This is a genomic window from Sphingomonas sp. MMS12-HWE2-04 (genome assembly GCF_044881185.1).
Lineage (GTDB): Bacteria > Pseudomonadota > Alphaproteobacteria > Sphingomonadales > Sphingomonadaceae > Sphingomonas.
Genome location: NZ_CP173254.1, coordinates 3,124,647 through 3,142,951 on the forward strand (window position 1 = coordinate 3,124,647; position 18,305 = coordinate 3,142,951).

Sequence of the window (18,305 nt, forward strand, 5' to 3'; positions counted from 1 at the left end):
GAGGCTTTTGTTTGGCTAAAGAAGAACTCCTGGAAATGCGCGGACAGGTCGTTGAGCTTCTGCCCAACGCCATGTTCCGCGTTCGGCTCGAGAATGATCACGAGATCCTCGGCCACACTGCCGGCAAGATGCGCAAGAACCGCATCCGCGTGCTGGTGGGCGACGAAGTGCTCGTCGAGCTCACGCCCTACGACCTTACCAAGGGCCGTATCACCTACCGCTTCAAGTGACCGGCGCCGCAGGCTCGGGGCATCCCAGTCGGATCGCTCCGGTGCGGCTCGTCCTTGCTTCCTCCTCTCCACGCCGCCGCGATCTTCTCGCGCGGATCGGCGCGACGCCCGATCGAATCGCTTCGCCCGATGTCGACGAGACGGTGCGGCGCGGCGAACTTCCGCGTGCCTATGTGCTGCGCGTCGCGATCGACAAGGCGCATGCCGTGGCGCGCGAGGCCGACGAGATCGTGCTCGCCGGAGACACCACGATCGCGCTCGGCCGGCGGATCCTCGCCAAGCCCGAGGACGAGGCCGATCTGCGCCGCATGCTCGCGCTGCTCTCCGGGCGGCGCCATCACTGTCTCTCGGCGGTCTGCGTGATCGATACGCAGGGCCGCGCGCGCACCCGCATTTCGGACACGGTCGTGATCTTCAAGCGGCTGACCGATGCCGAAATCGACTGGTATGTCGCCAGCGGCGAAGGCATGGGCAAGGCGGGCGGCTACGCGATCCAGGGCAAGGCGGAGAGCTTCGTGCGCTTCCTTTCGGGCAGCCATTCGGGCGTCGTCGGTCTGCCGGTGTTCGAGACCCGAGCGATGCTTGAAACCGCAGGATATGCGCTTGGCTGAGTGGCTCTACGAGGCGGGGATCGGTGAGAACCGCGCCGCCTTGGTCTCGCGCGGCGAAATCTGGAAGGCGCGGATCGAACTCGAGGGCAGCTGGCCGCGGGTCGGCGCGGTGCTCACCGCGCGGCTCGCCGACCGGAGCACCGGCAAGGTCAGCCTCGACAGCGGCGGCGAGGCGCTGTGCGATCCGTTGCCCAAGGGCATCACCCAGGGCGCGGCGCTCAATGTCCGGATCATCCGCGAGGCGATTCCCGAGCCCGGTCGCGCCAAACTGCCCAAGGCGGTTCCCGCCGCGCCCGATGCGGCATTGCGCGACGGGCTCGACCTGCTCGGACGGATCACCGCCACCGGGCTGCCCGTCCGCACGATGCGCGCGCATGAACCCGACCTGTTCGAAGCCGCGGGCTGGTCCGAAGTCCTCGACGAAGCCGTCACCGGCGACATCGGCTTCCCCGGTGGCGCGCTGCGCCTTTCGCCGACGCCGGCGATGACGCTATTCGACGTCGATGGCGGCGGGCCGCTCGAGCCCCTCGCGGTCGCCGCCGCCCACGCCGTTGCGCGGGCGATGGAACGGCTGGGCATCGCGGGCTCTGTCGGCATCGATTTTCCGACGCTCTCGGGCAAGGCGGCCCGCCAGGCGGTTGCCGAGGCGATCGACGCCGCGCTGCCGCAGCCGTTCGAGCGCACCACGGTGAATGGCTTCGGCTTCCTCCAGATCGTGCGCCGTCGCGAACGCGCCTCGCTTCCCGAACTGCTGCGCGCCGACCCGATCGGTGCGGAAACGCGCGCCGAACTGCGCCGGATCGAACGGCTTCCCCCGCCCCTGCCGGCTACCCATATGGTGACTCAGCGGATTGCGCGCCGGCTGGCGCAGCAGCCGCAATGGACCGAGGCACTGACCCGCCGGATGGGCGGCGAGGTCCGAATCACATCGGCGAAGGAGTGACATGACCAAGCGCAACGGCTGCCCGATCTGCGGCAAGCCCAGTGAAGCCGAATTCGCGCCGTTCTGCAGCCGCGGCTGCAAGGATCGCGACCTGCTGCAATGGCTCGGCGAGGGCTATCGGATCCCTGCGGAGCCGGTGGATCCGAATGCACAAACCGGGCTAGACACGGACCGGGACGCCGACTAAGAGGCCCCCTCCCGGCGATCGCCGGGATGCGCCCGGGTAGCTCAGTTGGTAGAGCATGCGACTGAAAATCGCAGTGTCGGCGGTTCGAATCCGTCCCCGGGCACCACTTCTTCCCCACCGTTGAAGACGTCGCTATTCTCGCCGCACAGAAGCGGAGAGCATCGATGTCCGACGACCTTCTACCTGAAGACAGCAAGCTCACCCGCTCCAAGCGCGACTGGGCCGAATCGGGCAAGTTCCTCACCGGGCGGATCGCGCGCCCCGAAGCCGGGCGGCTACCGCCCGGGCAGCATCTGGTGCGCAACTGGCCAGTGCTCGATCTCGGCCGCCAGCCCGATGTCCAGACCAGCCGCTGGAAACTCAAGATCGACGGCCTGGTCGAACGCCCGGTGACGCTCGACTGGGCGGCCTTCCAGGCGCTGCCGCAGGAGCGGCGCACCAGCGACATCCACTGTGTCACGACCTGGTCGCGTTACGATAATCCCTGGCGGGGCGTCTCGACCCAGGCGCTGCTCGATCTGGTTCAGCCGCGCGAAGAGGCGGCCGCGGTGATGCTCCACGGCTATGACGGCTACACCACCAATTTGCTGCTCGACGATTTCGCCGCGCCCGATGCGCTGCTTGTCCACGAATGGGAAGGCAAGCCGCTGGCGCGCGAGCATGGCGGCCCGGTGCGGCTGGTGGTGCCGCATCTCTATTTCTGGAAGAGCGCCAAATGGATCTCGCGCGTCGAGGTGCTGGGGCAGGACCGCGCCGGCTTCTGGGAGATCAACGGCTATCACCTGCGCGGCGATCCGTGGCGCGAGGAACGCTATTCGGGCAGCTGAGACTGTTCCGTTTTCGTTCGCACTTCGCTAAGGCCCGGCGATGGACGAGAATCCGGTCCGCAAGATCCTCCATATCGACATGGACGCGTTTTACGCGTCGGTGGAGCAGCGCGACGATCCGGCGCTGCGCGGGCGGCCGGTGGCGGTCGGCCATGCCGCGGCGCGCGGGGTGGTCGCCGCGGCGAGCTATGAGGCGCGGACCTTCGGGGTGCGATCGGCGCTGCCGTCGGTGACGGCGCTGCGGCGCTGCCCGGAGCTCGTCTTCGTGCCGCCACGCTTCGAAGTCTATCGCGCGGTTTCGAAGCAGATCCACGCGATCTTCGCCGACTATACGCCGCTGATCCAGCCGCTGTCGCTCGACGAGGCCTATCTCGACGTCACCGCCAATCTGCGCGGGCTCCCCACCGCCTGGACGACCGCGAAGGAAATCCGCCGCCGCATCTTCGAGGAGACCGGGCTGACTGCCTCGGCGGGGATTTCGTACAACAAGTTCCTCGCCAAGCTCGCCTCGGACCATCGCAAGCCCAACGGCCAGTTCGCCGTGACGCCCGATATGGGCGCGGCCTGGGTCGAGACGCTGCCGGTCAAGCGCTTTCACGGGGTTGGCCCGGTAACCGCGAAGAAGATGCAGACGCTAGGGATCGAGACCGGCGCGGACCTGCGCGCCAAGTCGTTCGACTTTCTGCGCGAGCATTTCGGCAGCGCTGCGGGCTGGTACTATTCGATCGCGCGCGGCGAGGACGACCGGCCGGTCGAGCCCGACCGCGTGCGCAAATCCTCGGGATCGGAGACCACCTTCGACCGCGACCTGACCGAAGCGGGCGAGATCGAGGCAGGCGTGCTGGAGATGGCCGACGACGTCTGGGAATGGTGCGACAAGGCGCAGGCCTTTGGGCGGACGGCGACGGTCAAGGTCAAATATGGCGACTTCCAGCAGATCACCCGCAGCCGCAGCCTTTCCGGCCTGATCGACAGCCGCGCGCAGCTCCACGCGATGAGCCTGGCACTGATCCGCTCGGTGCTGCCGACACCAAAGGGGATAAGGCTGGTCGGCGTCACCGTCTCGAACTTCGCCGAGCCTGCCGGGGCGGCGGAGCTACCCTTCGGCTAGCTTGCAGACATCGACCCAGCGCTGGGAAACGAGCTCGGCCAGCCGATCGGGGGCGACTTCCACAGAGCTGGTGCGCGATCCGGCGGCGGGGAAGACGCTAGCGAAGGCGCGCAGCGAGACATCGCAATAGACCGGAAGCTCGGTCGCCAGCCCGAACGGGCAGACGCCGCCGACCGCGTGACCGGTACGCACCAACGTCTCCTCGGGATCGAGCATGCGCGGGCGGCCGCCGAATTCGGCCTTGGTCTTGGCATTGTCGAGCCGGGCATCGCCCCGCGCGACGACGAGGAGTACGATCTCGCCGACCCGGAGCGCGAGCGTCTTCGCGATCCGCGCCGGCGCGACGCCGAGCGCATGCGCCGCCTCGGCGACGGTCGCGGTGCTCGCCCCCTGATCGATGATCGCCAGATCGGGAGCGTGCGTCGCCAGCCAGTCGCGCGCCGATTCGAAGCTCATTCGGGGATGGGCTCTACCGTGACGAGTTCGATCGCTTCTGCGCGGCCGGCGAAGTCGACATGCTCGCCGGCTTCGGCGCCGATCAGCGCCTGGGCGAGCGGCGCCTGGAACGACAGGCGATCGGAAGCCGGATCGGCTTCGTCCTGCCCGACAATGTCGATCGTGCGCGCCTTGCCGTTCAGCCGGATCGCCACACGCGCGCCGATGCCGGCTACCCCATCCTCCAGCGGCGGGGCGACCTCGGCGGTGGTGCGGCGCGTATTCCAATAGCGCAGCTCGCGGCGAAGCGCTTCGCGCGCCTCTTCCTCGCCCTCCGCGGCGATTGCGGCCTCGAGCGCGACGACCTTGGCCTCGATCTGCGCAAGGCCGTTGCGCGTCACGATATTGGGACCCGGAGTCATCGGGATCTCGAACTTGGGTTCCTTATGTTCCTCGTCGCTCTCGCGGCGGAATGCGACGCTCATCGCTGCGGCAACTCCTCTAGCGTGGATGAGACCTTCCAAAGATCGATCGCGCCTTCGGTTGCATGCTGATCGATCTCGGCGAGCTCCTCCGGCGAGAAATCGAGTCGATTGACGGCGTCGAGCGAGTTGTCGAGCTGCTCGACATTGCGCGCGCCGACCAAGGCCGAGGTGACGCGCGGATCGCGCAGCACCCAGGCGATCGCCATCTGGGCGAGCGTCTGGCCGCGGCGCTCGGCGATCGCATTGAGCGCGCGGATGCGGGCAAGGTTCTCGTCTGACAGCAGCCGCTGGTTGAGCGACCCATCCCTGGCTGCGCGGGCGTCTTGCGGAACGCCGTTCAGATATTTGGCGCTGAGCATTCCCTGGGCGAGCGGCGAGAAGGCGATGCAGCCCGTGCCGAGATCGCCGAGCGTGTCGAGCAGTGCGTCCTCGATCCAGCGATTGAGCATCGAATAGCTCGGCTGATGGATGAGCAGCGGCACCTTGTAGTCCGCGAGGATCGCCGCGGCCTGCCGCGTCAGTTCGGGCGAGTAGGAGGAGATGCCGATATAGAGCGCCTTGCCCTGGCGGTGGAGGTGGGCAAGCGCCCCCATCGTCTCTTCGAGCGGCGTCTTGGGATCGACGCGGTGCGAATAGAAGATGTCGACATAATCGAGCCCCATACGCTTGAGGCTCTGGTCGCACGAGGCGATGAGATATTTCCTGCTCCCGCCGACGTCGCCATAGGGGCCGGGCCACATGTCCCAGCCCGCCTTGGTGGAAACGATCAGCTCGTCGCGGTGGGCCGCGAAATCGGTCGCCAGCACGCGGCCGAAATTCTCCTCTGCAGAGCCATAAGGCGGGCCATAATTGTTCGCGAGATCGAAATGCGTGACGCCGCGATCGAACGCGCGGCGCAGCATCGCGCGGCCGGTCTCGAACACGTCGGTGCCGCCGAAATTCTGCCAGAGGCCCAGGCTGATCGCCGGGAGATCGAGCCCCGAGCGGCCGCACCGGCGATACGGCATGCGGCCGTCATAACGCTGGGCGTCGGCGATATAGGGCTGCGGATAGGCCATGGGTCTCGTCTCTCCGTAAGCACCGATGCCGCAACGGGCACGGTTCGGCTTTCGCACGTCCTATAATGATAGCGATCCGCCCGTGTCATTGAAGGATTGTCCATGCCCCGATTGGCGCTCGTCGTGATCGCCCGCAACGAGGCGCGCTGCATCGCGCGCTGCCTGACCAGCGCGCGGCCGCATGTCGACGCGATGATCGTGCTCGACACCGGATCGACCGACGATACCGTCGCGATCGCGCAAGCCTGTGGGGCGACCGTCCATGCCTTCACCTGGTGCGACGACTTCGCCGCGGCGCGCAACGCGGCGCTCGACCATTCGGACGCCGACTGGAACCTGATCCTCGACGCCGACGACTGGCTGGAAGGCGATGCGGCCGCGCTGGGTGCGGCAACGCTGCCAGCGGCGCCCGCCGCGGCGCGCTTCGTCGGCTGCGTGCGGATCGTCAACCAGGCGAGCGCCGACCAGCCGGTGACCCGGAAATTCATCCCCCGGGTGCTGCCGCGGGGGGTGCGCTACGAAGGACGGATCCACGAGCAGCCGGTTTCGCCGCTGCCCAAGGTGCTGCTGCCGCTGGTGCTGCGCCATGACGGGTTCGAGGAACCCCAGCTCGCGCGCAAGGCCGGGCGCAACGAGGCGATCCTGCGCGCCGAGATCGCCGCCAATCCGGGCAACTCCTATCTCTGGTATCAGCTCGGTCGCGAGCATCTGGTGCGCGAACAGCCGGGCGACGCCGCCGACGTGCTATGGACCGCGCACCGCACGAGCGACCAGGCCACGCCCTATCGTCACGGCATCGTCATCGCGCTGGCGCAGGCGCTCAAGCGCGCCGAGCGGTTCGAAGAGGCGCTGGCCTTCGTCGATGCCGAGCACATGCATTGGCAGCACTCGCCCGACTTCTTCTTCGCGGTGGCCGACCTCTATCTCGAATGGGCGAGCCGCAGGCCTGAGATCGCGATGAGCGACCTGCTGCCGATCGTCGAAGGAAGCTGGAAGCGCTGCCTCGACATCGGCGAGCAGCCGATGCTCGACGGATCGACCGAAGGCTGTGGCAGCCACCTGGCGGCGCAGAACCTGGCGATGTTCTACGAATCGCTGGGCATCGACGACGATGCACGCTTCTATGCCGAGATGGCCGCCGAAATGCGCGGCCGGCTGGCGGCCTGAACTAGACGGTGAAGCTCTCGCCGCAGCCGCACGAACCCTTGGCATTGGGGTTCTGGAAGGTGAAGCCGGCGGTGAAATCGTCCTCGACCCAGTCCATCGTCGAACCGATCAGATAGAGCACCGAGGCGCCATCGACGAAGAAGCTTCCGCCGGGCGTCTCGATCCGCTCGTCGAACGGCTGGGCCTGGCTGACATAATCGACCGAATAGGCCAGCCCCGAACAGCCGCGGCGCGGCGTCGACAGCTTGACGCCCACCGTGCCCTCGGGCGCCTTGGCCATCAGATCGGCGATGCGCTTTTCGGCTGCGGCCGTGAGGTGCAGCGCGGCGGGACGCGCGCGGGTCTGGACCTCGGCCATTACAGCATCCCCAGTTCGAGCTTGGCATCGTCGCTCATCTTCTGCGGATCCCATGGCGGATCCCAGACGAGATTGACTTCGGCATGGCCGATGCCGGGCACCGAGCCGACGCGCAGCTCGACTTCGCCGGGCATCGATTCGGCCACCGGGCAATGCGGCGTGGTGAGCGTCATCTGCACCGAGGCATGGCCATCGCCGGTGATGTCGACCCCATAGATCAGCCCGAGATCATAGATGTTCACCGGGATCTCGGGATCGTAAATCTCCTTGAGCGCGTCGATCACCGCCTCATAGAGTTCGCCGCCGGGCTCGCCGCCGGCCAGTTCCTTCGGCTTCTGGGCGAGGAAACCCGAGAGATAGTCGCGCTTGCGCTCGAAGCTCTCGCGCACGTCTGCCGAACCATCGGCGGAGGCGCCTAGCCCTTCGGGAGCCTCCACTGCGTCATCGACGCGGGCCTTGGGCGGGGCATCGACGGCGTCGACCTCTTCCACCAAAATCTTGCGTTCCTCGTTCACCCGAAGATCCTCGTCACTCGCTCGACACCCTTTACCAGCGCGGCAATATCGGCCGCGCCGTTATACACTCCGAAGCTCGCCCGCGCCGTTGCCGGCACGCCGAGAACGTCCATCAGCGGCTGGGCACAGTGATGCCCGGCGCGGATCGCGACATTGCCTTCGTCCAATATGGTGGCGACGTCGTGCGGGTGCACCCCCTCCACCGCGAAACTGACGATGCCGGCGCTGTCGGCCGGGCCGAACAGCCGAACGCTGTTGACCTGGCCGAGCGCCTCGCGCGCCTGGGTGACCAGCGCCGTCTCGTGCGTGTGGATGCGGTTCAGGCCGATCGAGTCGACATAGTCGATCGCGGCATGGAGTCCGACAACGCCGACGATGTGCGGCGTGCCCGCCTCAAACCGGCCCGGCGGCGGCGCGTAGGTTGTGCGCTCGAAGGTCACGCGATCGATCATCGAGCCGCCGCCCTGATAGGGGGGCATCGCATCGAGCAGTTCGTAGCGGCCCCAGAGCACGCCGATCCCGGTGGGACCGTAGAGCTTGTGGCCCGAGAAAACGTAGAAATCGCAGCCGATCTCGGCGACGTTCACCGGCAGCCGGGGGACGGCTTGGCAGCCATCGAGCAGGATTTTCGCGCCGACGCCGTGCGCCAGTTCGGTCGCGCGCTTCGCATCGAGCACCGAGCCGAGCACGTTCGAGACATGGGCGAGCGCGACGAGCTTGTGCGCCGGAGTGAGAATCGCCGCCATCGCCTCGAGATCGATGCGCTGATCCGCAGTGAGCGGGATCACGTCGATCGCGGCGCCGACCTTTTCGGCCGCCATCTGCCAGGGCACGATGTTCGAATGATGCTCGAGCGCCGAGAGCAGGATGCGGTCGCCGGGCTTGAGCTGGGTCTCGGCCCAGCACTGCGCGACGAGGTTGATCCCCTCTGTCGCGCCGCGGACGAAGACGACTTCCTCTTCGCGCCCGCCGATGAACGCGGCGACCCGCTTGCGCGCGGCTTCATAGGCCAGGGTCATGTCGGCCGAGCGCTGATAGACCCCGCGATGGACCGTGGCATAGGTCTCGCCATAGGCGCGGTTGATCGCGTCGAGCACCGGCTTAGGCTTTTGCGAGGTCGCCGCGGTATCGAGATAGGCCCAGCCCGCAGGGATCGCAGGGAAATCGGCGAGGACGTCGAGCGGGCGCGTGTCGAGCGCGATGCTCACAGCGCCGTCTCCAGCCACGCATCGGCATCCGCCTCGAACGCCGCGCGGACGGTCTCGTCGCCGATCCGCGACACGGCGTCGGCAACGAAGGCGCGGGTGAGCAGCGCCTTGGCGCGCGGCTCGGGAACGCCGCGGCTCTGGAGATAGAACAGCGCCTTGCGATCGAGCTCGCCGACAGTGGCGCCGTGGGCGCACTTCACGTCGTCGGCGAAGATCTCGAGCTCGGGCTTGAGGTTGACCGTCGCCCCGCGCTGGAGGAGCAGCCCGCGCAGCGACTGCTCGCCATCGGTCTGTTGCGCGGCGCGCGCGACTTCGACCCGGGCGGCAAGGCTCACCGTCGAGCGATCGGCGGCGACCGCGCGCCACAGCTGGCGCGACGTGCCTTCGACTGCCTCGTGGCGCACGGCGACGGCGGCTTCCTGCTTCTGCTTGTCCGACGTGAGCAGCGCGCCGCCCATTTCGGCAAAGGCACCCTTGCCGATGAGGGTGAGCGCGCCATCGATACGGCTGCCCATCGCCCCGGCGCCGAGGAAGATCGAGGCAAGGCTAGCGGCTTCGCCGATCACGGCCTCGTCGCGGATCGAGACGAAGCCCTCGGTCTGCACCAGGCGGACCGAACGCATCAGCCGGGCGCCGCGATCGAGGCTGATCTGGGTGTGGCGATTGGCCCAGCCGGCGCCGGCATAGGTCTCGACCACCGATGCGACCGCATCCTCGCCAAGGACCACGCGGGCGGGAAGATGGTTCTCGCCGCCCGAGCCGAGATGGACGATCTGGACGGGATCCGCGGCGGCTTCGGCAGCGAGGCGGAGCACCCAGCCTTCGCCCTGCGCGAGCTGGCCGAGCGGATGTGCGGTCTCGGGCGCGAGCGGCAGCAGCTGGACCGCGCCGGGGCGGCTGTGCGCAGGCTCGAACACGCCGTCGACGAACAGCAGGCGCGGGCCGGCAATGTCGAGGAACAGCGCGGACGGATCGATCCCGGTGGCGCGCGGCGCGGCATCGGCGGCGTTGCGCAGCGCCGCCATGTCCGCCCAGCGCCATTCTTCCTGACGCGGGCTGGGAAGTTCGAGCGTGGTCACGCCGCCACGGCTCCATAGCCCTGCGCTTCGAGCTGGTGCGCTAGCTCGGGCCCACCGGTACGCGTGATGCGGCCGCCTTCGAGGACATGGACGAAGTCCGGCTGCACATAGTCGAGCAGGCGCTGATAATGGGTGATCAGGATCACCGCCTTGTCGGGCGCTCGCATGATCCGGTTGATCCCGTCGCCCACTGCCTTGAGCGCATCGATGTCGAGCCCGCTATCGGTCTCGTCGAGGATCGCCAGCTTGGGGCTGAGAATGCCCATCTGAACCATCTCGTTGCGCTTCTTCTCGCCGCCGGAAAAGCCGACATTGACCGGGCGCTTGAGCATTTCCTGGTCCATGCCGAGCGCATCGGCCTGGGCACGCGCAAGCTTGAGGAACTCGCCACCCGACAGCGGCTTTTCGTCGCGCGCGCGACGCTGGCTGTTGAGCGCTTCGCGCAGGAACTGGACGTTCGAGATGCCCGGTATCTCGACCGGATATTGGAAGCCGAGGAACAGCCCCGCCGCGGCGCGCTCATGCGCGTCCATCGCCAGCAGATCAGCACCGTCGAAGGTCACCGAACCGCCGGTGGGCTCGTAGTTCGGGCGGCCGCCCAGCACATAGCCGAGCGTGGACTTGCCGGCGCCGTTGGGCCCCATGATCGCATGGACTTCGCCGGCGTTCACGGTGAGGCTGAGCCCCTTGAGGATTTCCTTGCCGTCGATTTCGGCGCGGAGATTGTCGATCTTGAGCATCATATTCCTATTGCTTGGCAGCGTCGGCGGCGGCGCCGGACTGATCGTTATCGACCGACGTCATGCTCGCCTGGGTACACGCCTTGATAGCCTTGAGGCTGCGGTCCTTCTCGCGCGAGCAGGCGGCGACCGTCTCGCAGGTCAGCTGGTCGAATACGGCGTCACCGCTCGATTTGGCGATCTGGCAGGCGGTCACCCGGCGCTTCGAATCCATCCGGACGCTGATCTGCAGCGGCTGCGGACGCCCGGTGATGACGATCTCTTCGGGAAGGTCCTGCTGCGCGACCAGCGCCAGCGCGAGCGCGGCAATCATAGCGGCACCGTGATCAACCGCACGGTCTTGAGCGGCTCGGGTGCGGCATAGGCGTCGACCCGCGCGCCATCGGGCAGCTCCCAGATGATCTTATATTGCTTGGGCGTGGCGATCGCCGCAGCGACGTCGGCTTCGACAGCGTCCAGCGTCTCCTGCATCTTGCTCCACCAGCGATTGTTCACCGGGCGCCCGCCAATCGTGACGCGGCCATCGGTGCGATCCAATTCGGTGAAGGCGCGGCAGCCCTTGATCGCATCCTGGATCTTGGCGGTGCGCGCAGCCTCGTTGGCCGGCGCGACGCCGACCTGGCGGACGATGCAGCGGGCGTGTTTGGTGGCAATGCCGATCTGGGGCACGTCGGTAACCGGAACGCCGCCGGCAGCCTGGAGCGCGAGGAGAAGATACGCGAGACTCATTTACTGTCCTCCGCCCAAAAGGGACGTTGCGCGGTCGGGCGGATCATTCCGCTCGCCGGTAGTGAATTTGACGACTGGCTCGCTGCGCGGCGCGGTCGGCAAGGGCGGCAGCTTGACGCGCTGACGCTCGGTATCGGGGCTTTCGGCATGCTCGTTCGGGCCGATCGCAGGCGGCGTGACGGGCGGCAGCGACTTGAGCAGCTGCGGCATATTGAATACCTGCGGCTTGCCGGTGCCGACCGGAGCGGGCGCCGCGGTACGCGTCTCGACAAAGGCGAGGTCGACGCATTCGGGCACGGTATCGCGCGTCTTGCTGTAACAGACCGGCGTCGCCTGGCAGGCATTGGCATCGCGCCGCCCGCTGCCGCTCGACACCATGATCCGGCAATTGCGCAGCCGGCCGTCGCTGCCCTTGTCAAACAGCATCGTGGTGTTGCCCAGCTTCGCCTGCACGACGATGTCCTCGCCCTCCGGCTCGGGCGCCGGGGCGGGAACATCCTGTGCGACAAGGAAAAGCGCGGCGAGGATCACCCGACGCTGCCCTCCAGGCTGATCCCCAGCAGCTTCTGTGCCTCGACGGCGAATTCCATGGGGAGCTGCTTCAAGACTTCGCGTGCGAAACCGTTGACGATCAGTGCCACTGCCGCTTCCTGGTCGAGCCCGCGCTGCATCGCGTAAAACATCTGATCCTCGCTGATCTTCGACGTCGTCGCCTCATGCTCTATCTGAGCTGTCGGATTCCTGACTTCGATATAGGGGACCGTGTGCGCGCCGCACTGATCGCCGAGCAACAGGCTGTCGCACTGGGTGAAGTTGCGGACATTCTCGGCATTCGCCTGGACGAGCACCTTGCCGCGATAAGTGTTGTCGCTGCGCCCGGCGCTGATGCCCTTCGACACGATCGTCGAGCGGGTATTCTTGCCGATGTGGAGCATCTTGGTGCCGGTATCGGCCTGCTGGCGGCCATTGGTGACCGCGACCGAATAGAATTCGCCGACCGAGCCATCGCCCTGCAGGATGCACGACGGATATTTCCAGGTGATCGCGCTGCCGGTCTCGACCTGGGTCCAGCTGACCTTGGAGTTGGTGCCGGCGCACAGCGCGCGCTTGGTGACGAAGTTGAAGATGCCGCCCAGCCCGTTCTCGTCGCCGGGATACCAGTTCTGCACGGTGGAATATTTGATCTCGGCGTCGTCCAGCGCGACCAGCTCGACCACGGCGGCGTGGAGCTGGTTCTCGTCGCGCATCGGCGCGGTGCAGCCCTCGAGATAGGAGACGTAGGCGCCCTTATCGGCGACGATCAGCGTGCGCTCGAATTGCCCCGTATTCTCGGCATTGATGCGGAAATAGGTGCTGAGCTCCATCGGGCAGCGCACGCCCTCGGGAATGTAGACGAAGGTGCCGTCGGAGAAGACTGCGGCGTTCAGCGCCGAGAAGAAATTGTCGCGGACAGGCACGACCTTGCCGAGCCATTTCCGGATCAGCTCGGGATATTCGCGGATCGCTTCCGAGATCGAGCGGAAGATGACGCCGGCTTCCTCCAGCTCCTTGCGGAAGGTGGTGGCCACCGAGACGCTGTCGAACACCGCGTCGACGGCGATCTTGCGTGCGCCCTCGACGCCGGCGAGGACCTTCTGCTCCTCGATCGGGATGCCGAGCTTCTCATAGGTGCGCCGGATCTCGGGATCGAGCTCGTCGAGCGAGCTGATCGTCTTCTTCGCCTTGGGCTCGGCGTAGTAATAGGCGTCCTGATAATCGATGTGCGGGATCTGCAGCTTGGCCCATTCGGGGAGCTCCATTTCCTGCCAGATTCGGAACGCCTTCAGCCGCCAGTCGAGCATCCATTCGGGCTCGTTCTTCTTGGCCGAGATATAGCGAACGGTATCTTCGCTCAGCCCCTTGGGCGCGAATTCCTGCTCGACGTCAGAGGCGAAGCCCCATTCATATTTCTTGTTCGCGGCGGCGAGCGCCTCGGCATTCTTCGTGGCCATATTACACCTGTTCCCCGGCAAGCGCCGGGACCCGGTCGAGCGACGCGGGATGCTGGACCCCGGCATCGGCCGGGGAAGCGGAAAGTTGGGAGAGCGTGATGCCCGCAAGCGCGCCCTTTACGGCGCCGTTGACGGCGTTCCAATGCGGTTTGACGCGGCAGCTGCCCTCGACGACGCAATCATGCTTGCCGCTGTCGACGCAAGCGGTGAGCGCGATCGGACCCTCGATCGCCTCGACGATGTCGGCGACGGTGATCGCCGCGGCGGGGCGCGCAAGGCGGAAGCCACCGCCGGTGCCGCGCGCGCTTTCGAGCAACCCCGCGCTCGACAATTTGCTGACCAGCTTTTGGACGGTGGGGAGCGGCAGCCCGGTCTCTTCAGCGAGCATCGTCGCGTTGAGCCGGCACGTCGCGCCGCAACGGCGCGCGGCGGCGGCCATCATCACCACGGCATAATCGGCAAGGCTCGAAAGACGCATCTACCTCTACTCGCCCTCTGCGCCATGGCGCGACAGGCTTCTGCTCACCCTCTGCGCAAAGCGCGGCGGGAAATCGGACGATTCTGTTCCGATTGGGCAGATGGCCCTACTTGGCGCGAAGGTCAACCGGTTCGGGGATAACGTCGGGCAGGATGTGGAAATTCTCGTTGTAGAGCGTGAGCCCCAGCGCCGGATCATTGGCCGATCGCAGGCCGCTCGGCGTGTAGCCGGTGAAGTGCTTGACTTCGTTGATCATGTGCGACTGATCCGAGAAGGGCTCGATCACGTCGTCGAGCGGCGCCCCCTGATAGATTTTCATCGCGGCGCGAATCGCACGGAACTTGCGCTTGAGCTTGGTCGGCGGACCGCCGAAATATTCGAGGCAGAGCCGCTGAACCTGGCGCTCGCCAAGCCCGCTCGCGTCGCCGATCGCGGCATAGAGCGCGTCGATCGTCGAGCCGTCGGTCGCCGCCCATTCGCGCACGCCGCGCAGGAAGGGGAAATGCGCGACGGGAACCGGCTTCACTTCCTCCTGGCGCATGATCAGCAGCGGCGCGATGCCCGAGATCATCTCCTCGAGCGTGTCCATCGACTGCATCCGCTCCCAAAGCGCGGGCGCCTGTTCGCAGAACAGCTTCGATCCGTTGATGATGTGATCGGTATATTTATGCGCAGGCAAGCCGATCAGCGCCTTCCAGCCGATCGCGCGCAGCACCACCGCGAACATCACCACCGGTCCGCGCAGCTTGAACGTCGCCGCCGCCGTGCCCGGACCGGCGACCATGATCGGCTTGAGCGGTTCGACGTGCCCATCGGGGAAGGTCATCTTGCCTTCGCCGCGGACCAGGAAGCGGATCTGGCCGAGATCGACACGCTCGATCCCGTCGATCTCCTCGGCATCGCAGCGATAGACATAAAAGGAATTGACGTGCGGCAACAGGCGTCCAGTGGCGCGCTTGAGCTCGATCGACGGCTGCGCCGCGGAGGTGCCCGCGTCGTCCGTCGAGAAATTTCGGTTGGTTGCGCCGCGCATAGTCGACCTGAGCCCCCACTCTCAGATTTATGTCTGATGCGTGTCTTATACGCATGGGAAAGCGCAGATAAAAGTAGCCCGGCCAGTTTCCTGGCCGGGCTAGTAAGGTAAAGGGTTCCCCCCGTTAAGAATGGAACCCCTCGGGTCGCAAAACCTCTCTAGCCGGAGGCGTGCCCGGCGTATTGTATGGAATCGACAATCCGCACTTTTTGACGCGAAATCGAGACGATGCGAAAGGCTGCGGCCATGACCTATCCGCTGCAATCGCTGCTCTTCCGCCTCGACGCCGAAACGGCGCACCGCGCCACGATCGCCGCGCTGCGCGGCTGGGGTGCGATCGGCGCGCCGCTCGGCAGAGCCGTCGAGAGGGCCGGCGTGACGCTCGCCGGCTTGCACTTCCCCAACCGAATTGGGCTTGCCGCAGGGCTCGACAAGAACGCCGAGGCGGTGCCCGGACTGTTCGCGCTGGGCTTCGGCGCGGTCGAAGTCGGCACGCTGACCCCGCGGCCCCAGCCGGGCAACCCCAGGCCGCGGCTGTTCCGCCTCGTCGAGGACCAGGCAGTGATCAACCGGATGGGGTTCAACAATGACGGGATCGACGCAGCGCTTGCCCGGATCGCGAAACTGGGCGCGCGGCGCGGCGTGCTGGGCATCAATGTCGGCGCCAACAAGGACAGCGACGACCGCGTCGCCGATTATGCGCTGGGCGTCGGCAAGGCGGCGGCACATGCCGATTATATCACCATCAACGTCAGTTCGCCCAACACGCCAGGGCTGCGCGATCTCCAGTCACGCCCCGCGCTCGACGAGCTGCTCGCCGCGAGCGACGCGGCGCGCCAAGGCGCCAAGCGCGTACCGCTGTTCCTCAAGGTCGCCCCCGATCTCGACCGCGCCGGCATGGAAGGCGCGATCCAGGCGGCGATCGACCACCATATCGACGCGCTGATCGTCTCCAACACCACGATTTCGCGCCCCGCCCTGCACTCGCCGCACCGGAACGAGACCGGCGGCCTCTCCGGCGCGCCGCTGCGCGACCTGGCCCGCGCTAAGCTGGCCGAAGCTGTGGCAATCGCGGCGGGCGCCCTGCCGCTCATCTCGGCGGGCGGAATCGACGGCCCCGAAGAGGCAAGGCGGCGGTTCGATGCCGGCGCGGTGCTGGTCCAGGTCTATTCGGCCCTGGTCTATCAAGGGCCGGCGATGGTGCGGGCCATCGCGAAGGCGCTCTGAGCCTATCCTCCTTCGCCCGGGTGACGCCAAGCGAACTTAAGGCGCAGGCTCGGCGATCGCGCGGCCTTCGCGGCGCGGATCATAGCCGCCGTCGAATTGCCCGTTGCGTAGCATCACGCCCTGGATCCCCGAATCCTCGCCCTGCCCCGGCTTGAGATCGATCCCGCGCGCGGCGAGCGCCTGGAGGATTTCGGGCGAGAATTTGGTAACCTCGCCGTTGAACATCGTCCCACGCGCGATGAGGTTGGGCAGTGCGATCGCGTCCTGCATCGGCAATCCCCAATCGATCGATGCGACCAGCGTCTTGGCCACATAAGGGAGGATCGCATTGCCTCCGGCCGATCCCGCCGCCCCGACGAAGCGGCCCTGGCTGTCGAGAATGACCAGCGGCGTCATCGACGAGCGCGGTCGCTTGCCGGGCGCGGGCGCGTTGGCGGCGAGCCTGCCGGCGGCGTCGCGCGGCTGCATCGTGAAATCGGTCATCTGATTGTTGAGGAAAAAGCCGTCGACCATCCGCCCCGACCCGAAGATCAATTCGACCGTGGTGGTCATCGAGAGGACGTTGCCGGCGGCATCGCCGATGATGAAGTGCGAGGTGCCGGTCGGTTCGTAGGTGCGGTCTGCGGCGGCGACCGTCGCGCCGGCCGGCGTGCCGGCCTGCGGCGGCGCACCCGCAGAATCGCCGATAAGCTTGGCCCGGCCGCCGACATAAGCCGGATCGAGCATCCCGGCGACGGGCACGCTGACGAAGGCGGGATCGCCGACATAGCGATCGCGATCGGCGTACATGATCCGGCTCGCCTCGGCGAAGAGGAACCAGGCTTGGGGATCGTTCGGGCCGCGCGAAGCGATGTCGGTGCGCTCGAGGATCGCGAGAAGCTGGAGCAGCCCCACGCCGCTGGCGGGCGGCGGCGGCGTGCAGACCAGATAGACCCGGTAGCGGCCGCACAGCGCCTCGCGCGCGATCGGGCGATAGGCAGCGAGATCGGCGCGCGTCATCGCGCCGGCCAGCGGCTCGGCATGGGTACGCGCGACGATGCGTTCGGCGGTCTGCCCCTTGTAGAGCGCGTCGGTGCCCTGCGCCGCCAGCCGTTCGAGAAACGCGGCATAGGCAGGGTTCTGCAGCCGGTCGCCCGCCTTCTTGAGAGTGCCGTCGGCATTGGAGAAATAGGCGCGGACGTCGGGCGCGCGGTTCTCGGCGAAATTGCCGGCGATCATCCGCCCCAGCCGCGGCGAGACGATGAAGCCTTCGCGCGCGGTACGCTCGGCGTCGCCGAACAGCGTGCGCCAGGCAAGCTTGCCGTGCGCCGCCTGGACTTCGCCGAGCATCTTGACGGCGCCGGGCACGCCGGTCGCCCGGCCGCTGAGCACCGCCTGGTCGAAGGGCAGCGCCTTGCCGTCCGCACCCAGGAACATGCCCTCCGAGGCGCCTGCCGGAGCCACCTCACGCCCGTCGAACACGGTCACCTTGCGCGAGGTGCCGTCATAATAGGTCATGAACGCGCCGCCGCCGACACCCGAGCTTTGCGGCTCGACCAACGAGAGCATCGCCTGCACCGCAACCGCGGCGTCGGGAGCGCTGCCGCCGCGGCGAAGCACGGCCATGCCGGCCTCCACGGCAAGCGGATTGGCCGCCGCGACGAAGATCTGCGGCGCGCGCTGCGACTGCGTCGGCGCGGGCCGATCCTGCGTTACGGTACAAGAAGCGAGCGCCAGGGCGGCGATCGCAGTGACGAAGGTGCGGATACGAAACATGGCGTCGGCGGTTAGCGCAGCATGCGCATCCGCGTCCACGCCCTTGCGGCCCTCCGGGCCTTGATGCTGGCGCGATCCGCACGTGCATTCTAAGACCCCAAGCCTGGGGGACGCGCCGCACAGAGCGCGACGGGGCAG

General features: G+C 67.1%; 23 protein-coding genes and 1 tRNA gene. 9 read left to right on the forward strand and 15 right to left on the reverse strand.

Translation table 11 applies throughout. The features are described from left to right. Positions 1 to 11: 11 nt before the first annotated feature. The 7 genes from infA to dinB all read left to right on the forward strand — a co-directional run bounded on the left by infA (position 12) and on the right by dinB (position 3,909). Positions 12 to 230, forward strand: coding sequence for a translation initiation factor IF-1 (gene infA, locus AB2M62_RS14485; protein WP_003049127.1), 219 nt, complete (start codon positions 12 to 14; stop codon positions 228 to 230). Positions 231 to 271: 41 nt separating this feature from the next. Beyond that, positions 272 to 841 (forward strand): Maf family protein, encoded by a 570-nt coding sequence (locus AB2M62_RS14490; protein ID WP_404334847.1) that lies wholly within the window; start codon positions 272 to 274, stop codon positions 839 to 841. Next, on the forward strand, positions 834 to 1,784 hold the full coding sequence (locus tag AB2M62_RS14495) for a ribonuclease (RefSeq protein WP_404334849.1): 951 nt from the start codon (positions 834 to 836) through the stop codon (positions 1,782 to 1,784). Before AB2M62_RS14490 ends, AB2M62_RS14495 begins: the two co-directional genes overlap by 8 nt. A gap of 1 nt (position 1,785) precedes the next feature. Further along, on the forward strand, positions 1,786 to 1,971 hold the full coding sequence (locus AB2M62_RS14500) for a DNA gyrase inhibitor YacG (RefSeq protein WP_404334851.1): 186 nt from the start codon (positions 1,786 to 1,788) through the stop codon (positions 1,969 to 1,971). 30 nt (positions 1,972 to 2,001) lie between these two features. Beyond that, a tRNA-Phe gene (locus tag AB2M62_RS14505) sits at positions 2,002 to 2,077 on the forward strand. Between the two features lie 58 nt (positions 2,078 to 2,135). Then, positions 2,136 to 2,798, forward strand: coding sequence for a sulfite oxidase-like oxidoreductase (locus AB2M62_RS14510; RefSeq protein ID WP_404334853.1), 663 nt, complete (start codon positions 2,136 to 2,138; stop codon positions 2,796 to 2,798). 40 nt (positions 2,799 to 2,838) lie between these two features. Further along, positions 2,839 to 3,909, forward strand: coding sequence for a DNA polymerase IV (gene dinB, locus AB2M62_RS14515; protein WP_404334855.1), 1,071 nt, complete (start codon positions 2,839 to 2,841; stop codon positions 3,907 to 3,909). On the opposite strand, the gene AB2M62_RS14520 is transcribed toward dinB, so the two are convergent. Genes AB2M62_RS14520 through mgrA form a run of 3 tightly spaced genes read right to left on the reverse strand, consistent with a single transcriptional unit; the run spans position 3,895 to position 5,887 of the window. Further along, positions 3,895 to 4,365 (reverse strand): YbaK/EbsC family protein, encoded by a 471-nt coding sequence (locus tag AB2M62_RS14520; RefSeq protein ID WP_404334856.1) that lies wholly within the window; start codon positions 4,363 to 4,365, stop codon positions 3,895 to 3,897. The two genes, dinB and AB2M62_RS14520, sit on opposite strands and share 15 nt — an antisense overlap. Then, the gene (locus tag AB2M62_RS14525; protein ID WP_404334858.1) at positions 4,362 to 4,829 is read right to left on the reverse strand and encodes a GreA/GreB family elongation factor; all 468 of its coding nucleotides are present in this window, start codon (positions 4,827 to 4,829) and stop codon (positions 4,362 to 4,364) included. The genes AB2M62_RS14520 and AB2M62_RS14525 overlap by 4 nt, the downstream gene beginning before the upstream one ends. Further along, complete coding sequence (gene mgrA / locus AB2M62_RS14530; RefSeq protein ID WP_404334860.1) at positions 4,826 to 5,887, reverse strand: L-glyceraldehyde 3-phosphate reductase; 1,062 nt, start codon at positions 5,885 to 5,887, stop codon at positions 4,826 to 4,828. Before mgrA ends, AB2M62_RS14525 begins: the two co-directional genes overlap by 4 nt. Positions 5,888 to 5,989: 102 nt before the next feature. On the opposite strand from mgrA, the gene AB2M62_RS14535 reads away from it, so the two are divergent. Then, positions 5,990 to 7,054: a glycosyltransferase gene (locus AB2M62_RS14535; protein WP_404334862.1), complete on the forward strand. Its 1,065-nt coding sequence runs from the start codon at positions 5,990 to 5,992 to the stop codon at positions 7,052 to 7,054. Between the two features lies 1 nt (position 7,055). Here the strand turns inward: AB2M62_RS14535 and AB2M62_RS14540 are convergent, their stop codons facing one another. From AB2M62_RS14540 to AB2M62_RS14590, 11 genes are all read right to left on the reverse strand, one after another. Next, positions 7,056 to 7,412 carry a HesB/IscA family protein gene (locus AB2M62_RS14540; protein ID WP_404334863.1) on the reverse strand — a complete coding sequence of 119 codons (357 nt, stop codon included), beginning with the start codon at positions 7,410 to 7,412 and terminating at the stop codon, positions 7,056 to 7,058. Next, positions 7,412 to 7,927, reverse strand: coding sequence for an SUF system Fe-S cluster assembly protein (locus AB2M62_RS14545; protein WP_404334865.1), 516 nt, complete (start codon positions 7,925 to 7,927; stop codon positions 7,412 to 7,414). Before AB2M62_RS14545 ends, AB2M62_RS14540 begins: the two co-directional genes overlap by 1 nt. Further along, positions 7,924 to 9,129 (reverse strand): cysteine desulfurase, encoded by a 1,206-nt coding sequence (locus AB2M62_RS14550; protein WP_404339956.1) that lies wholly within the window; start codon positions 9,127 to 9,129, stop codon positions 7,924 to 7,926. The genes AB2M62_RS14545 and AB2M62_RS14550 overlap by 4 nt, the downstream gene beginning before the upstream one ends. Positions 9,130 to 9,131: 2 nt before the next feature. Beyond that, positions 9,132 to 10,214, reverse strand: a complete 1,083-nt coding sequence (locus tag AB2M62_RS14555; protein ID WP_404334866.1) for a SufD family Fe-S cluster assembly protein — start codon at positions 10,212 to 10,214, stop codon at positions 9,132 to 9,134. Next, positions 10,211 to 10,954 carry a Fe-S cluster assembly ATPase SufC gene (gene sufC / locus AB2M62_RS14560; RefSeq protein ID WP_404339958.1) on the reverse strand — a complete coding sequence of 248 codons (744 nt, stop codon included), beginning with the start codon at positions 10,952 to 10,954 and terminating at the stop codon, positions 10,211 to 10,213. Before sufC ends, AB2M62_RS14555 begins: the two co-directional genes overlap by 4 nt. Positions 10,955 to 10,961: 7 nt before the next feature. Continuing rightward, complete coding sequence (locus AB2M62_RS14565) at positions 10,962 to 11,267, reverse strand: hypothetical protein (RefSeq protein ID WP_404334868.1); 306 nt, start codon at positions 11,265 to 11,267, stop codon at positions 10,962 to 10,964. After that, entirely contained in the window at positions 11,264 to 11,683 is a 420-nt protein-coding gene (locus AB2M62_RS14570) for a hypothetical protein (RefSeq protein WP_404334869.1), read from the reverse strand. Before AB2M62_RS14570 ends, AB2M62_RS14565 begins: the two co-directional genes overlap by 4 nt. Continuing rightward, positions 11,684 to 12,214 carry a hypothetical protein gene (locus AB2M62_RS14575; RefSeq protein ID WP_404334871.1) on the reverse strand — a complete coding sequence of 177 codons (531 nt, stop codon included), beginning with the start codon at positions 12,212 to 12,214 and terminating at the stop codon, positions 11,684 to 11,686. Beyond that, positions 12,211 to 13,674, reverse strand: coding sequence for a Fe-S cluster assembly protein SufB (gene sufB / locus AB2M62_RS14580; protein ID WP_404334872.1), 1,464 nt, complete (start codon positions 13,672 to 13,674; stop codon positions 12,211 to 12,213). The genes AB2M62_RS14575 and sufB overlap by 4 nt, the downstream gene beginning before the upstream one ends. A gap of 1 nt (position 13,675) precedes the next feature. Beyond that, positions 13,676 to 14,152, reverse strand: coding sequence for an SUF system Fe-S cluster assembly regulator (locus tag AB2M62_RS14585; RefSeq protein WP_404334874.1), 477 nt, complete (start codon positions 14,150 to 14,152; stop codon positions 13,676 to 13,678). Positions 14,153 to 14,258: 106 nt separating this feature from the next. Then, a complete protein-coding gene (locus AB2M62_RS14590; RefSeq protein ID WP_404334876.1) occupies positions 14,259 to 15,185 on the reverse strand; it encodes a DUF6597 domain-containing transcriptional factor in 927 nt (308 codons plus the stop codon). A gap of 246 nt (positions 15,186 to 15,431) precedes the next feature. On the opposite strand from AB2M62_RS14590, the gene AB2M62_RS14595 reads away from it, so the two are divergent. Further along, on the forward strand, positions 15,432 to 16,412 hold the full coding sequence (locus AB2M62_RS14595) for a quinone-dependent dihydroorotate dehydrogenase (protein ID WP_404334878.1): 981 nt from the start codon (positions 15,432 to 15,434) through the stop codon (positions 16,410 to 16,412). 36 nt (positions 16,413 to 16,448) lie between these two features. On the opposite strand, the gene AB2M62_RS14600 is transcribed toward AB2M62_RS14595, so the two are convergent. Continuing rightward, the gene (locus AB2M62_RS14600; protein ID WP_404334880.1) at positions 16,449 to 18,167 is read right to left on the reverse strand and encodes a gamma-glutamyltransferase family protein; all 1,719 of its coding nucleotides are present in this window, start codon (positions 18,165 to 18,167) and stop codon (positions 16,449 to 16,451) included. Positions 18,168 to 18,305: the final 138 nt, after the last annotated feature.